15 protein-coding genes and 1 other annotated feature are annotated in these 15,241 nt (G+C 26.6%); of the genes, 2 read left to right on the plus strand and 13 right to left on the minus strand.

Annotation, left to right across the window (positions count from 1 at the left end; all coding sequences use genetic code 11):
- Positions 1-7 precede the first annotated feature (7 nt).
- The 4 genes from JWF52_RS00375 to hpt all read right to left on the minus strand — a co-directional run bounded on the left by JWF52_RS00375 (position 8) and on the right by hpt (position 3,202).
- Entirely contained in the window at positions 8-229 is a 222-nt protein-coding gene (locus tag JWF52_RS00375; protein ID WP_208331394.1) for an alpha/beta-type small acid-soluble spore protein, read from the minus strand.
- 98 nt (positions 230-327) lie between these two features.
- On the minus strand, positions 328-1,554 hold the full coding sequence (locus JWF52_RS00380) for a BaiN/RdsA family NAD(P)/FAD-dependent oxidoreductase (RefSeq protein WP_208331395.1): 1,227 nt from the start codon (positions 1,552-1,554) through the stop codon (positions 328-330).
- A 36-nt stretch (positions 1,555-1,590) separates the two neighbouring features.
- Positions 1,591-2,493: a phosphatase PAP2 family protein gene (locus JWF52_RS00385; protein WP_208331396.1), complete on the minus strand. Its 903-nt coding sequence runs from the start codon at positions 2,491-2,493 to the stop codon at positions 1,591-1,593.
- Between the two features lie 187 nt (positions 2,494-2,680).
- Complete coding sequence (hpt, locus tag JWF52_RS00390) at positions 2,681-3,202, minus strand: hypoxanthine phosphoribosyltransferase (RefSeq protein ID WP_208331397.1); 522 nt, start codon at positions 3,200-3,202, stop codon at positions 2,681-2,683.
- A gap of 205 nt (positions 3,203-3,407) precedes the next feature.
- Here hpt and JWF52_RS00395 point away from each other — a divergent pair, with 205 nt between their 5' ends.
- Positions 3,408-3,884: a hypothetical protein gene (locus tag JWF52_RS00395; RefSeq protein ID WP_208331398.1), complete on the plus strand. Its 477-nt coding sequence runs from the start codon at positions 3,408-3,410 to the stop codon at positions 3,882-3,884.
- A 98-nt stretch (positions 3,885-3,982) separates the two neighbouring features.
- Positions 3,983-5,065: a pyridoxal phosphate-dependent aminotransferase gene (locus tag JWF52_RS00400; protein WP_208331399.1), complete on the plus strand. Its 1,083-nt coding sequence runs from the start codon at positions 3,983-3,985 to the stop codon at positions 5,063-5,065.
- Between the two features lie 122 nt (positions 5,066-5,187).
- On the opposite strand, the gene JWF52_RS00405 is transcribed toward JWF52_RS00400, so the two are convergent.
- From JWF52_RS00405 to JWF52_RS00445, 9 genes are all read right to left on the minus strand, one after another.
- Positions 5,188-6,381, minus strand: a complete 1,194-nt coding sequence (locus JWF52_RS00405) for a dicarboxylate/amino acid:cation symporter (protein ID WP_208331400.1) — start codon at positions 6,379-6,381, stop codon at positions 5,188-5,190.
- 247 nt (positions 6,382-6,628) lie between these two features.
- Entirely contained in the window at positions 6,629-7,006 is a 378-nt protein-coding gene (locus tag JWF52_RS00410; protein ID WP_208331401.1) for a YkvA family protein, read from the minus strand.
- A 121-nt stretch (positions 7,007-7,127) separates the two neighbouring features.
- Positions 7,128-8,132 carry an aspartate--ammonia ligase gene (asnA, locus tag JWF52_RS00415; RefSeq protein ID WP_208331402.1) on the minus strand — a complete coding sequence of 335 codons (1,005 nt, stop codon included), beginning with the start codon at positions 8,130-8,132 and terminating at the stop codon, positions 7,128-7,130.
- Positions 8,133-8,214: 82 nt separating this feature from the next.
- Positions 8,215-8,477: a binding site (T-box leader), on the minus strand.
- 296 nt (positions 8,478-8,773) lie between these two features.
- Positions 8,774-9,418 (minus strand): pentapeptide repeat-containing protein, encoded by a 645-nt coding sequence (locus JWF52_RS00420; protein ID WP_208331403.1) that lies wholly within the window; start codon positions 9,416-9,418, stop codon positions 8,774-8,776.
- 121 nt (positions 9,419-9,539) lie between these two features.
- Positions 9,540-11,252, minus strand: a complete 1,713-nt coding sequence (ptsP, locus tag JWF52_RS00425) for a phosphoenolpyruvate--protein phosphotransferase (protein WP_208331404.1) — start codon at positions 11,250-11,252, stop codon at positions 9,540-9,542.
- 85 nt (positions 11,253-11,337) lie between these two features.
- Positions 11,338-11,598 carry an HPr family phosphocarrier protein gene (locus JWF52_RS00430; protein ID WP_208331405.1) on the minus strand — a complete coding sequence of 87 codons (261 nt, stop codon included), beginning with the start codon at positions 11,596-11,598 and terminating at the stop codon, positions 11,338-11,340.
- 144 nt (positions 11,599-11,742) lie between these two features.
- A complete protein-coding gene (locus tag JWF52_RS00435; protein ID WP_208331406.1) occupies positions 11,743-12,963 on the minus strand; it encodes a patatin-like phospholipase family protein in 1,221 nt (406 codons plus the stop codon).
- Between the two features lie 121 nt (positions 12,964-13,084).
- Positions 13,085-13,429, minus strand: a complete 345-nt coding sequence (locus JWF52_RS00440; RefSeq protein WP_208331407.1) for a hypothetical protein — start codon at positions 13,427-13,429, stop codon at positions 13,085-13,087.
- A 61-nt stretch (positions 13,430-13,490) separates the two neighbouring features.
- Positions 13,491-15,233: an Eco57I restriction-modification methylase domain-containing protein gene (locus tag JWF52_RS00445; protein WP_208331408.1), complete on the minus strand. Its 1,743-nt coding sequence runs from the start codon at positions 15,231-15,233 to the stop codon at positions 13,491-13,493.
- Between the last annotated feature and the right edge of the window lie 8 nt (positions 15,234-15,241).

A 15,241-nucleotide genomic window follows, 5' to 3' on the forward strand; every position in this document is an offset into this window, starting at 1 on the left:
TTTTTAATTATTGTTGTTGTTTTCCTGCCATTTGTTGTTCAGCCATTTCAACTAATTTTTTAGTCATGTATCCACCTACATAACCATTCTCTCTAGCTGTAAGGTTTCCTTTATCAACTTGTTGATAGTTAGTCATACCTAATTCATTAGCTATTTCTAATTTCATTTGGTTTAATGCTTGTTTAGCTCCTGGTACTACTGTTTTGTTGTTGTTATTATTGCTTGCCATGTTGATTACCTTCTTTCATTTAATTTTGTTTCTTGATAGTATTATGTGAAATTATCATTTTTTCATTCAGGTAATTTTTTACAATATTTATTTTTTTATTAGCAATAATATCCAGCTAAGTATCCTGTAGAAAATGCAATTTGAAGATTAAATCCTCCTGTATATGCATCTACATCTATAACTTCACCTGCAAAGTATAAACCTTCTACTAATTTAGATTCCATAGTACTTGAGTTTATTTCATTTACCTTTACTCCACCTGAAGTTATTATAGCTTCTTCTATCGGTCTATATCTTTTTACTGTGAAAGTAAGATTCTTTAATAGTTTAACCAAATTTTTTCTTTGTTCTCTAGATATTTGATGAACTACCATTTCTTTATCTATATCACTTAAATCAATTATTATTGGTATTAATTTTTTTGGCAATAAGTCATCTAATGCTTTTTCAAATTTCTTATTAGTATACTTTTGAAAATCCTTTTGAATTCTTTTATCTAACTTTTCTTCATCTAATGCAGGTTTTAAATCTATTACTATCTTATAGTTTTCTTTAGTAGTATCTTTCATTCTACAACTAGCTGATTTTATTACAGGTCCATCAAGTCCAGATTTTGTAAATTCAAGTTCTCCAAAATCATCATATACTTTTTTATTTTTGCTATTATAAACTGTAATAGCTATATTTCTTAAAGATAATTTTTCAAGGTCTGATACAAATTTTTCCTGAACTTCTATTCCTATTAATGACGGCTTAGTATCTACTATAGTATGTCCAAGAGATTTAGCAAAGTTATATCCATCTCCTGTTGAGCCAGTCAGTGGATAACTTAGCCCTCCTGTTGCAACTATAACAGCATCACATTTTATTTCTCTCTTATTTTTTAGTACTACTTTTTCTATTTTATTGTTTTTAGCTACTATTTTATCTACATTTGCATTCAACTCTAAATTTACTTTTTTATTTTTTACTTGCTTTTCAAGAGCATTAGCAATATCGTGAGCTTTATCACTTTCTGGAAAAACTCTTTTTCCTCTTTCAGTTTTAGTTTTAACTCCTAAATTATTAAACATCTGAATTACATCATCATTTGTAAATGTATAAAATGCGCTATATAAAAATTTACCATTTGTAGGTACATTTTCTATTAATTCCTCTATATCACAGTCGCTAGTTATATTACATCTACCTTTTCCTGTTATAAGTATTTTTCTACCAACCCTATGGTTTTTTTCAAGAAGTATAACATCTAATCCTCTATCAGCTGCAACTGATGCTGCAACCATTCCTGCTGCTCCTGCTCCTATTACTACTACTTTTTTCAAATTTCCACCTCATATTTACGTATTTATATGTTAATTCTAATCTAGATTAAGCATTTTAAATACAGCTGGAACTCCAGCAACTGCATAAAATACAACTAGAGCATATCTTATATAATCAAATATATAACTACTTGGCATTATGTATTTTAATCCTACATAAGCTAAAGCTAGTGTTGATATACCTATAATTAATCTATATAAATTTATAATTAATCTACTTTTATTTTTTCTTGATTTATTAGATTTCCCACTGAAATCTATTTTTTTATTAGTTTGTCCGGTTTCGAACTTTATAAACTTGTCCTCAACTATATACCCCAGTATAAATCCTGTAAGTAGTCCAAGTATTTTTATATACTCTGTACTATTTACTAAATATACTGCTGCTGCAAATGGTATTAGTAATAAGAAAAGTACTCCATATGATTTGTTATTATCTACATAATCAAATACTTTACCAAGGAAAATAGTAAATACTATCCCAAATATCCATCCACAAAGTACATCTATTGGCCAATGTACTGCTAAATATAATCTAGATATGCCTATACCTAGAATCATTATTATTCCTAATATATAAACCCAACTATTTTTAAATATAGTCATTATACTTACCCAAAATGTTGTTGCACTTTGAGTATGTCCGCTTGGGAAAGAGTATCCTGTTGCAGTTGATGTACGCATAGAATCTATCCCTTTTATACCTATTGGTCTTGGTGCTCTTACAAATTCTTTTACTGCTGTATTTAAAGTTATATTTCCAACTAAAGCAAATAGTATTTTTTGACCATATTTTTTATTAATACACCAATACATTGTCGCCGTAAATAATACTAATACTGGCAATTCTGTACTTATTGTAAATATTAAAAATACTACATTTAAAATTGGATTTCTTATACTTTGAAAAAATTGTAATATACTTAATTGAATATCCATAGCATTATCCTCCTGTTTAATTCTCTCTTATGCAATTATACCTAAATTTTCATTATAAATACATACCTTTATACAATAAACATTCACTTCCTCACATACATTTTTCAAATATTTATATATACAAAATAAGCACTAATCTATTTAGATTAGTGCTCTATAAAAATTAACTTTTAGAAATTTAATGTTTCTACTCTCCTACTACTCCTATATATGGTAGATTTCTGTACTTTTCAGCCCAGTCAATTCCATATCCTACTATGAATTTATCTTCTATAACAAATCCTACGTAGTCTACTGGTATATTAGCCGTTCTTCTTTGAGGCTTATCTAATAATGTACATATTTTTAATTCTTTTGGATTTCTAGTTTGAAGTGCTGCAACTAAATTGCTTAGAGTTAAACCAGAATCTATTATATCTTCGACGATTAATACGTTTTTTCCTTCTATATCAACGTCTAAATCTTTTAAAATTTTTACAGTTCCTGAACTTTCAGTTGAATTACCATAACTTGAAACACTCATGAAATCTATATTTACATCTAAGTTTATTTTTCTTATTAAATCAGATACAAATACACTTGCACCTTTAAGTATACCTACTACTAATAAAGATTGTCCTTCAAAATCTTTTTCTATTTGTTTAGCTAGTTCACTTACCTTTTTAGCTAATTCTTCTTCAGATATCATTACTTCTGTAATTTTTAACATAGTAATCCTCCTATTTTCCGTATGTTATGACATAACGATTATATCATACTTTACACTTATTTAGAATATTTTTTTATTTTTTAGTATTATAATTCGTATATATAAATTTATTTTTAAATATCTTATTTATTTCTACGATATATATTATAATTATATATATTACAACTATATATACTGAATTTATAAAAATAGGAGTGTATTTTTTATGTTTTTGACACAAAATGATTTAAAATTACTTTTACATTCAATTGAAAGTAAAACTACAACTATGGATGAAAATATAGATAATTGGAGTTTTATATATAATGAACTTCTTACAAAATTGGATGAATATAGTGAAAGAGAAGCTAAAGAATATAATTTAAATGACTTAAAATGTGGCTGTGTAGAAGCTAGCAAATTATATTTCCATTTAAAAGATAGAAATTTCTTTACTAATTTATTTCTTAATTTAAAAAATGAAGAAATAAAAGATTTATTTTGGAAGGTTTTAACTGATTCCGAAAATAACTTATGCAATTATCATACTATAATATTAGATAATTCTAACTCTAACTTAGGTAATATATTAAATACTATGTCTTGTAAGGGTGTTGAATTTTATTATAAAACTTTCGATGAGTTAGTCTTTACTTCAAAAGATTTTGAAAAAGTATATGAAAGCTATAATTTAGATATATAATTAGTTTATATATAAAAAATTAGCTTCACTCATGTCGCCAACGACTTCGTCCGTTGCTCAAACTTAGATGTTAGTATTTTTAAATGGGAGGTGCTTTTATGCAAAATGTTAACCATGGAGCAAATTTATATGACTTATCAAAACAATATGGCTTTTCAAAGGATGAATTTATGGATTTTAGCTCAAATATAAATCCATTTGGTTCATCAAAGGCTGCTAAAGATTATATTATTAAAAACATTGATATGGTATCTAGATATCCAGATCCAAGCTATTTAAGCTTAAAATCGTCTATATCAAGTTATTGTAACTGTTTAAAAGATAATATCGTCCTTGGTAGTGGTGCAACAGAATTAATATCTGCTTTTATAAAAACTGTAAACCCTAAAAAGTCTTTATTAATTGTACCTGTTTATTCTGAATATGAAAAAGAACTAAAAAAAATCAATTGTGATATAACAAAGTATTTTTCAAAAACAGAAAATAATTTTAAAATAGATATAAATAATCTTGTAGAAACTATTAATAAAGATAACTACGATTTAGTGGTTATATGTAATCCTAACAATCCTACTGGCTTTACTTTTTCTAGAGATGAAATGGAAGCGCTTTCAAAATCTATTAATAGTTTTGTTATGATAGACGAAACTTACATAGAATTTACAAATACAGATGTCTACTCTTCTACTTCTTTAGTAGATAAATACGATAATCTATTTATTATAAGAGGAACTTCAAAATTTTTCTCAACACCTGGTATTAGACTTGGATATGGACTTATATCTAATAAAAATATTAAAGAAGGTATAAACTCTAATTTAGATTTATGGAATATAAATATATTTGCATCTATTATGGGTGAAATTATGTTTACTGATAATGAATTTATATATGATACAGTTAATTTAATGACTAATGAAAGAAATTATTTAATAAATAAGCTTTGCTCTATAAAACAATTAGAAGTTTATGAAACTCAAGGTAATTTTATTTTATGCAAAATAAAATCAAAATCATTAACTGCTAAAGAGCTTCGAGAAAAATTAATTCCACAAAAAATTATTATCAGAGATTGTTCATCTTTCGAAGGGTTAGATGAGTTTTTCTTTAGAGTTTGTATTTTAAAACCTGATGAAAATAGATTACTTATAGATTGCTTAAATAAAGAATTTAAAATATAGTTATATATAAAAAACTATCTCATATAAGAGATAGTTTTTTATTAGTTTTACCATAACTAAAAATGGGTATTTCATTAATAATTAATGAAATACCCATTTTCTATATTTAGCTTAAATTCAAATTAAGCAGTTTTTTTAACTGATTTTGAGTTTATATGATCCACTACTACAGCTATTGCGTTATCTCCTGATACGTTTGCAGCTGTTCCGAAACTATCTTGAGTTAAGTATAGAGCTATCATTAAACTTGCAAGTCCACCATCTGATGGTATACCTATCATTGGTAAGAATGGAAGTGCACTCATTATTGCTCCACCTGGTGCTCCTGGTGCTGCAACCATTGCTATTCCTAACATTAATATGAAAGGTAATATAGTTGATATACTATGATCCATACCATTCATCATTAATACCGCAACAGCAAATGATGTAACTGATATTATACTTCCTGATAAGTGAATTGTTGCACATAAAGGTACACAGAATTCTCTTATTTCTTTACTAACTCCATTTTTAGAAGCACATTCTACGTTTACTGGTATAGTAGCTGCTGAAGATTGAGTTCCTACAGCTGTTAAGTAACCTGGTATTTGGTTCTTTAACATCTTGAAAGGATTCTTTCCTGATATAGCTCCTGCTGCTGTAAATTGTATAGTTAAGTATATTAAGTGTAGAGGTATTACTACTAAGTAAACCTTCCAGAATACTCCTAATATAGACCAAACTTGTCCTGCTTTAGTTATATTGGCAAATGTTCCTGCTATATATAATGGTAATAATGGTATTATTATTGTTGATAATGTCTTTGTTACTATCTCTTGGAATTCTTGAGACATTTTATATAATGTTTCACCTTTTCCATTGTTTCTTAAAGCTGATATTCCAAGACCTAACATGAATGCAAATACTATTGCTGCTGTTACATCAACCATTGGTGCTAATGGTATAGTGAATATCGGAGATAACAATCCAGCTTCTGGATCTCCTATTTGTCTTGCAGCATCTGCACCTATGAAAGATGGGAATATGAATGATGCCACTGCGAAAGCTAAAAGACCAGCAACTACTGTTGATCCGTAAGCTATTCCTGTAGTTATACCTAATAATTTCCCTGCCCCTGTTGCTAAGTCAGCTATACCTGCAGTTACGAATCCGATTATTATAAATGGTATTACGAACTTTAAGAAAGCTGAGAATAAAGTACTTGCTGTTACTAATATTTTTACGGCCATTTCTGGTGCGTAAGAACCGATTAATATACCGGCTATGATACCCATGATTAACTTAGGAACTAATCCTATTTTCTTTTTCTTCATATGATATTACTCCTCTCAAGTTATTTTGTCTAACCTTTCCCCACATCTATAATAATCTCTTCTACATAAAAAGTCAACGTTTTCCCTAATATTTTAAGTTTATTTATTTTTTAATGTATTTTTATAATGTTTTTTGGGTATTTCGGTTTAAAAACATCGTTTTCCATATTGAATTTTCAGATTTATCTAATTTTTCACAAACATTTTTTTGTAAAATATTTATATAAAAAGTAGCGAAAATCATTCGCTACTCTTTGTCATTTTTTATATGAAAATTTACACCTTCAATTATATTCGGATCAATGTTTTCTTTTATACTTTTTTTATATTTCGCTAATTCTTCATTAACAATTCCTAAACTCCAAACCACTACTAATATATCATCTATAAATCCAAATATACCAGTTATCATTTCTGGTATAAAATCTATTCCAGATACCATATATAAAATTGCGATTCCTAGAGAAAATATTACTTTAAACTTACTAATTATACTAACATTTCTATCTGTAATAAAATCTGGTATGCTAAATATGTTTATAATAAAAAGTAATCCAAACTTAGCATTTTTAAATCTTACTAATATCCTTTTTAATCCATCTAAAAGAAAATCTATAAATTTCATTATTTTTTCATATTTATCACCTCTATAAATACTATAGCTAATGCCGATTTCACAGGTCTTACTTAAAGTATATTATAGCTTATATATAGGTTTTAATAAATATGATAAATATTACAAATCATTAAAGTAGATGTATTCCAGCTTCGCTACATTCTTCTATCATATCTTTTGGCCATATTCCTACTTGAACTTCACCTATATGTGCTTTATTTAAGAAGTACATACATATTCTAGATTGACCTATTCCCCCACCTATAGTGTATGGTAATTCTCCATTTAATAAAGCTTTATGATAGTCTAATTTACGTCTTTCATCACAACCTGATACTCTTAATTGTCTATCTAAACTTTCTTCATCTACTCTTATTCCCATTGATGATAATTCTATTGCATTATCTAATACTGGGTTATAGAAAAGTATATCTCCGTTTAAATCCCAATCATCATAGTCTGGACTTCTTCCATCATGTTTATCTCCTGTTGAAAGAACTCTTCCTATTTGCATTAAGAATACTGCACCTTTGTCTTTTACTATCTTATTTTCTCTTTCCTTTGGAGTTAATTCTGGATACATATCTAATAATTCTTGTGAAGTAATAAAAGTTATTTCTTCTGGTAAGACTCTCTTTATTTCTGGATATATACCACTAACATGTTGTTCTGTTTCTTTAAATACTCTATAAATTTTATTTACTACTTCTTTTAAGGTTTCTTTATTACGATCACTTTTATCTATTATAACTTCCCAATCCCATTGGTCTACATATATAGAATGTATGTTATCTAATTCTTCATCTTTTCTTATGGCGTTCATATCTGTGTATAGACCTTTTCCTGCCTCAAATCCATACTTTTTAAGAGCCATTCTTTTCCATTTAGCTAACGATTGAACAATCTCTGCTTTTTTTCCCATATCAGGAACTTCAAAGCTTACAGCTTTTTCTATTCCATTTAAGTCATCGTTTGTACCTGATTCTGGTAGTACAAATAAAGGCGATGATACTCTTGTAAGTTTTAATTCTTCACCTAACCTCTTTTCAAAGAAATCCTTTAAATCTTTTATCGCTTGTTGAGTTTGTATTATTCCTAAACTATTTTTATATTCTTTTGGTATCATTAAAGACATTTTTATTTCACTCCTTATATTATATTTTTTATAAAGCATGACGTCATACAATAAAAAAAGCTTTCCATCCCTATATTTAAAATATAGGGACGAAAAGCTATCATTTCCGCGGTACCACCCTGATTAACTTGAATAAATTCAAGTTCTCCTTATAATGTAGCGAGGTTTTAATCTCATTACATTCCAATTTGATAACGGTTTGGTTCCGTCTAAGCCTACTATCAAAACGAGATTTCGGTTAGCAACTCCAGGATGTTCTTCGATACAGACTTCGTATTGGACTCTCACTATCACCAATTCGCTTTGACTACATTCTATATTTACTCTTCCCTTCAAAGTCTTTACTTTCTAAGCACTTATTTATGTTATAGTAATGATAATCTATCATTTTTTATCTGTCAATAATTTTATTTTTTAATTTTTCTAAATATTAAAAAACACTTTACTATATTTTTCACATTTACTTATTTAAATTAGGAATCTTATTAAATTAACTTAAATTAATTTATTAAAACAATAATATAATGTAATTATTTAAATAATTTATATTTCTAAAATTTTATCAAAATTTATAATATAATTATTTTTATATAGTACTTCTTTATTATCTATATACTAATTATGATAAATGATTCCATACATTATTTTATTATAATTTTCATAAGTTTTGTTAATTCTAGAGCTTGTTCCATATTAAAAATAGCACCAGAAACTTCATTAATTCCAACTTCAATTTCTTCTATATTACAAGTTCTAAAATCTACTCCATTTAATTTTGCCTTATGAAAGTTCGAATTTTTAAGTTCATTATTTTCAAGTAATATACCTTCATTTATAATTTCCTGAAATACTGAGCTATCTAAATTACATTCTTTTATTTCAACGCCTTTAAATTTTGAGAAAGAAAAATTAATATACTTTCCTAATACATTATCAAAAGTTACATTTTTTATTACGCAATCTTCAAATCTAGATCCTATTAATTTACAATTTTTAAATTCAACTCTATAAATACTTGAGTCATTGAAAGATATATTCGATAAATCACAGTTTTCAAATACTACATCTAGCAAATCAATTTTGCTAAAATCACATTCATAAAAATCTACATTCTTAAACACACATCCATCTAAGCTTATTCTTATACCTTGTATATCACTTATAGATATGTCTTGTATTACTTTATTTCTTATAGTTTCATCTTTTTCTATCTCTGAGTATATATCTTCAATTATTTCTAGTTCTTCTAAAAATTTTGGCTTTTCTACTTTAATTTTCTTTTTCATATCATCATCCTTATTTAGTTTATATATATACATTATATCTTAAAATTTATCCTATTAACTATTTCCTATATAATTTTATTATACAAAAAAGACCGCTAATTTAGCGGTCTTTATATATTAATTACATATTAAACGTTTTATCTACGTAGTCTTTTATTTCTTTTGCTGTACCCATAGCTAATATTTCATCAGCAAATTTCTTCATATCTTCATGTTTTACAGAAGTTATTAATTTTCTTGCTGGAAGTATAGATATTGGACTCATTGAGAATTCATCAAGACCAAATCCAAGTAGTATTGGTATCATTCTTTGATCTCCTGCAGATTCTCCACACATTCCTACCCATTTTCCTTCTTTATGAGCATTATCTATTGTCATTTTTATAAGTCTAAGTACTGCTGGGTTAAATTGGTTATATAAGTGACTTATCTTTTGGTTCATTCTATCTACTGCACAAGTATATTGAATTAAATCATTTGTTCCTATTGAGAAGAAGTCAACATGCTTAGCTAATATGTCAGTTATAATAGCGGATGATGGTATTTCTATCATCATACCTACTTCTACATCTTTAGCATAAGCTATACCTTCATTATCAAGTTCAAGTAAGACTTCTTTTATAACTTCTTTAGCTGCTAATAATTCTTCTAGAGATGATATCATAGGGAACATTATTCTTAATTTTCCATGAATACTTGCTCTATATAAAGCTCTTAATTGAGTTTTAAATATATCAGTTCTATCTAAACAAAGTCTTATAGCTCTGTATCCTAAGAATGGATTCATTTCAGGTTCCATTTCAAAATATGGTAATTCCTTATCTCCACCTATATCTAATGTTCTTATTACTATAGGCTTTCCATTCATCCCCTCAAGTACAGCTTTATAAGCTTCATATTGTTCTTCTTCTGTTGGGAACGCATCTTCTTTATCCATGTATAAGAATTCGGTTCTATAAAGTCCAACACCTTCAGCATCGTTCTTTATTAATCCTTCTACATCGTTAGGACTTCCTATATTTCCTGCTAATTCTACATGTCTTCCATCTAAAGTTATAGATGGTTTTCCTTTTAATAATTCTAAAGATTTTCTGTATTCTTCAAATTCAGACTTTAATTTAGCATATTTAGATTTAGTTTCTTCATCTGGATTTACTATAACTTCTCCTGTATCTCCATTAAATACTATAAAGTCTCCATCTTTGACTGTTTTAGTTATATCATTAAGTCCGACTACAGCTGCTATTTCTAAAGTTCTAGCCATTATAGCTGTATGAGAAGTTCTTCCACCTATATCAGTTAAAAAACCTAAAACCATTTTTTTGTTCATTGTAGCAGTATCCGATGGCGTTAAGTCATGAGCTATTAACACGACTTCTTCATCTAATCCTGCTAAATCAACAACCTTAACTCCTAATATATGTCTAAGTACTCGATTTGTAACATCTTTTATATCTGCTGCTCTTTCTCTCATATATTCATTGTCCATAGCTTCAAACATACCTACGAACATTTCTTTTATTTCATTTAAAGCAAAATCAGCATTTACCTTTTCGTCTCTTATTTTAGATATAGCAGAGTCTACTAATTCCGGGTCAGCTAAAACTAATAAGTGAGCTTCAAATATTTCAGCTTCATGCTCTCCTAATTCATTGAAAGCTTTTTCCTTAACCTTAGTTAATTCCTCTGTTGAAATTTCTACGGCTTTTTGTAGCTTAGCTACTTCAGCTTCAACATCTTCTACATTTCTTTTTTCTATAACTAATTCACTATGTTCAACTACTAATGCTTTTCCTAGAGCTATTCCAGGAGATGCTCCTGTTCCTTTGTACATATATATACCCTCCAAAAGTTTACTTATTTGTGCTTATATATTTTATATACCAAATAAAACCCCGGAATAAACCGAGGTTTAATTATTATTCTCCAAATCCACCTTCAACTAATTCAACTAATGCATTAACTGCTGATTCTTGGTCTTCACCGTTTGCAACTACTGTTAATTCATCTCCTTGAGCTAATCCTAAGCTCATTATACCCATTATTGATTTAGCATTTACAGTTTTTCCTTTAGCTACAACTTCTACTGTAGATTTAAATTCAGCAGCTTTCTTAACAAACATTCCTGCTGGTCTAGCATGTAATCCACTTGCATTTTTTATACTAACTATTTTTTCCATTTTAAAAAACCTCCAATAAATTTATTCTTAAAGTATTGTTTACTTTATTAACATTTAGTAAATAGATTTTTAAGTATTAGTATTAATACTTGTCTTTTTTTGTCCTATGGTTCTATTTTTGTCCCACTTTTCTAATGTCTATCCTTAACCTTGATTTTTAAAATCTTTTATAAAACAATTTGTCATAATTTTACTCATTTTGTTTTTTTGCAAAGATAATATAGGCTTTGTCTCTAAATCTAAAATTAAATTTTTATTAGGATTCATATTTTTATTAACAACATCCACTACTTTATTAAAATCATAAAGTTTCAATCTATTTATACTACTTTCCTCAAGTTTTTTTTCATATATACTGTAAAATAAATCTTTATATGAAAATTCTTTTGGTAAGTTAAGTAACTCTCCAACTCTAGGTATTATACTTTCCATCAAAGTTCTAAGTGATGGGTCTTTTTTTATACCTAATAAATTTAGTAAAATTTCTATTGTTTCTTTATCTAGATTTACAAATTTGTTAAAGCAATAATCTTCATCATATTTATAATCTACATTAAAATAATATTTAACTCCCTCGTATCTATCGTATGATTTCATGGCATCTAAATAACCTAAGTTTATGTTTTTAGATACGCTTTCTTTGTCTTTATTTAAAGATCCTCCTAGATACTGGGAAGGTATTATTGTTTTAATATTTATATCAGTATGTTCTTGATATTTATTTAAATTCATTTTTCCAATAAAGTCATCTAAAAGTCTAATAACAACGATATCTTTATATCCCTTAGTTTCTATAAGACTTATTGGCATATTGTCAGAAAACATTCCATCTAAATAAAGTTTATCATCAAGTTTATCTAATTTAAAAATAGGTAAACTTGAACTTGCTATTAAATAGTCTATTAATTTTCCATTTGGTATATCTTCTAAATACCTTGGATATGGATTAATTCTTTTATCCCAGTAAACTGTCATTAAACCAAAATCCTTATTTGCTTTTCTAATAGCATCTTCATTTAACGTTTTCTCTAACAACGCTCTTAGTGGGCTAATATCAATGCCTTCATTCTTTCTAGCTTTATTAATTAATTCTATGACTGTATTAAAATTTTTAGCAGTAAAGTCGATATTTTTATATTTTTCATAACTTTCCTCATCTATATTCATAAAATGAGTATAATCATAAGTCATCCAAATATCTTCCATAACTTCAATATCATTTTGTATTATGTATGCTCCATTTAAAGCTCCTATTGAAGTTCCTGCTACTCCTTGAAATTCAAGTCCTAAATCTCTTAAAGCTTTATACGCTCCTATTTGATATGCACCTTTAGTGCCCCCACCTTCTAATACTAAACCTTTCATAGTCATCACCTATTTTGATGTGAAAGATATATACTTTCTATTAATCTGACTATATTTTATCATAAAAATATAAAAAAAGTATATATCTTTCAAATTTTTATAATCAAAATAATTTATTATTTTATTTTATATCATTTACACTGCTTATTATTTTAACAGATTTTGTAAATAATTTCTTTTCTAAAGTCCCAAGTGATAAACTACCCATTATATAGTTTCTTGGATCTACTAAATACATTTTTTTATATCCACTTTTTACAAAAGACATACAAACAGTTCTTATATCTTCGTTATTCTCACATTCAAATACTGATGGCGTAACTACTAATCTATACTGTGAAGTTTTAACTCCTTTAGTCATTTGTCTGTAATTTTGCATAAAATCACTAGCATCTCTACTAGTTATATATCCACTAACATCTACATATACTATTTTTTCGTTTTCTGATACTCTAGCACTAATCATAAATTTGCCTCCTAATAAATGTTTTCTTATTAATCATATGACACTTTATGATTATTAGTGATTATAGGAATAGAGATTTTTCAACTAGTTTGTTAATTTCATCTTGCAATTTAAATACATTATTATTATCATTTTCATTTTTATATTTTTTATTTAATAAATTTATTATTTCTTTTGATAAAGATTCAATTTTACTGTAATTATAATCTTTAAATACTTTCATCTTCATTACTTTATTTGGGTAATAATCATATATTTTTTTACTCATTTTTTTAGCTGTAATTTTAAAATATTTATCATATATATCACTATTTAATACACCTACTAAATACTCATATGAAAATTCATTTAAGTACTCATCTTTTATGAAAAATGAATAAACATCTGCACTACAATATCTATTTTTGTAGTCTATTGCAAACCTATTTTCCATAGATTTATAAGGATACATTATCTTTTTTCTTTCAAATAAACTTTTGTCCCTACCCCACTGTAATTCATACCACTTTCGAATATTTTTTTTACATTCTCTTCTATTTAATAATTTTTCTTTATAGTTTCCTATATAATTATTTAATTCAAAACTATAATTATCTTCATCATCTATATCATTAGAATATATTAGGTTAAATTTACTATCTTCAACTATATATTTACATATGTTTTTATTTTTCACCCAAGGCTTTAAGAGATTTTTATTTATTTTTTTTAAATCTTTATTATCATTTTTTATTACGAAAGCTTTATCACATCCTGTTATAATTCCTTGAAAGCTTGTGCATATATCATCTAATATATAGCTACATTTTGAATTTATATTTTCATAAAATTTTTTCTCATCCTCATTTACTATTATCCATTCATCATTTAAATTAGACTGCTTTAATTTGAAGTTTTCAAAGTATTTACTCTCAAGGTAATACTCTAAATATTTATCTTTTGATATATCTAAGTTTTCATCTTTTAGCTTAAATATATCTATATAATTATTTACCTTATATTCTTTTTTAAATGTAAATATACAGCTTGAAACTCCAATATTTTTAAATATATTCACACCGGAAAAATCTACTATTTCATCTATTGATACATTTTCATTTACATAATTTCTTAGATCTATACCAGATGGGCTCTCTAAAAAGTATCTTGGCGTTATAACACTTCCTATACCACCTTTCTTTAATAAATCTATTATTTTTTGATAAAAACAAAAATATAAATCAGACTTGCCTTTATATACTTGAAAATATTTTTCTAATAGCATCTTTTTATATTTGTTATCAAGTGATTTTTGACCTACATAAGGAGGATTTCCTATAATATAGTCAAATTCATTATTAAATTCTTTAATCAATGAATCTACACATTCTATATTTATTTTTTCTACTTTTAAATCTTTATCTTTATTCTTAAGACTTCTTATTAATATATCTATAGCGTCATTATCTATATCACATCCATATATACAATTGCTTATTATATGATTATGAATATTATCAGTTTTCCAATACTTATCACCATATTTTATTTTTAATTCATATATATTTTCTTCAAATAAATCATAAAGAACATCATATACTTCTAATAAAAAATTTCCACAACCACAAGATATATCTAAAATTTTTGGATATGGATTTTTTACTACATCATGACTCCTTATAGTTTTCTTTATAATATAATCTACTATCTTTTTAGGTGTATAATAAATTCCTTTTGTTTTTTTAGTGACTACATCCAAACTATCCTCATAATTTTTTGATATGTAAAAATTATCACTACTTGTCTCCCCTAGTTCTTCCCCCATATTCTCCC

It is taken from the genome of Clostridium sp. CCUG 7971, from assembly GCF_017590215.1.
Classification (GTDB): domain Bacteria; phylum Bacillota; class Clostridia; order Peptostreptococcales; family Peptostreptococcaceae; genus Faecalimicrobium.

Excerpts from the sequence above, each read along its gene's own strand:
- JWF52_RS00395 (WP_208331398.1), top strand. The coding sequence starts at position 3,408 with ATGTTTTTGACACAAAATGATTTAAAATTACTTTTACATTCAATTGAA.
- JWF52_RS00435 (WP_208331406.1), bottom strand. The coding sequence starts at position 12,963 with ATGAAAGGTTTAGTATTAGAAGGTGGGGGCACTAAAGGTGCATATCAA.
- JWF52_RS00430 (WP_208331405.1), bottom strand. The coding sequence starts at position 11,598 with ATGGAAAAAATAGTTAGTATAAAAAATGCAAGTGGATTACATGCTAGA.
- JWF52_RS00440 (WP_208331407.1), bottom strand. The coding sequence starts at position 13,429 with ATGATTAGTGCTAGAGTATCAGAAAACGAAAAAATAGTATATGTAGAT.
- JWF52_RS00385 (WP_208331396.1), bottom strand. The coding sequence starts at position 2,493 with ATGGATATTCAATTAAGTATATTACAATTTTTTCAAAGTATAAGAAAT.
- JWF52_RS00445 (WP_208331408.1), bottom strand. The coding sequence starts at position 15,233 with ATGGGGGAAGAACTAGGGGAGACAAGTAGTGATAATTTTTACATATCA.
- JWF52_RS00410 (WP_208331401.1), bottom strand. The coding sequence starts at position 7,006 with ATGAAATTTATAGATTTTCTTTTAGATGGATTAAAAAGGATATTAGTA.
- asnA (WP_208331402.1), bottom strand. The coding sequence starts at position 8,132 with ATGTCTTTAATGATACCAAAAGAATATAAAAATAGTTTAGGAATAATA.
- JWF52_RS00405 (WP_208331400.1), bottom strand. The coding sequence starts at position 6,381 with ATGAAGAAAAAGAAAATAGGATTAGTTCCTAAGTTAATCATGGGTATC.
- hpt (WP_208331397.1), bottom strand. The coding sequence starts at position 3,202 with ATGTTAAAAATTACAGAAGTAATGATATCTGAAGAAGAATTAGCTAAA.
- ptsP (WP_208331404.1), bottom strand. The coding sequence starts at position 11,252 with ATGTACAAAGGAACAGGAGCATCTCCTGGAATAGCTCTAGGAAAAGCA.
- JWF52_RS00375 (WP_208331394.1), bottom strand. The coding sequence starts at position 229 with ATGGCAAGCAATAATAACAACAACAAAACAGTAGTACCAGGAGCTAAA.
- JWF52_RS00400 (WP_208331399.1), top strand. The coding sequence starts at position 3,983 with ATGCAAAATGTTAACCATGGAGCAAATTTATATGACTTATCAAAACAA.
- JWF52_RS00420 (WP_208331403.1), bottom strand. The coding sequence starts at position 9,418 with ATGAAAAAGAAAATTAAAGTAGAAAAGCCAAAATTTTTAGAAGAACTA.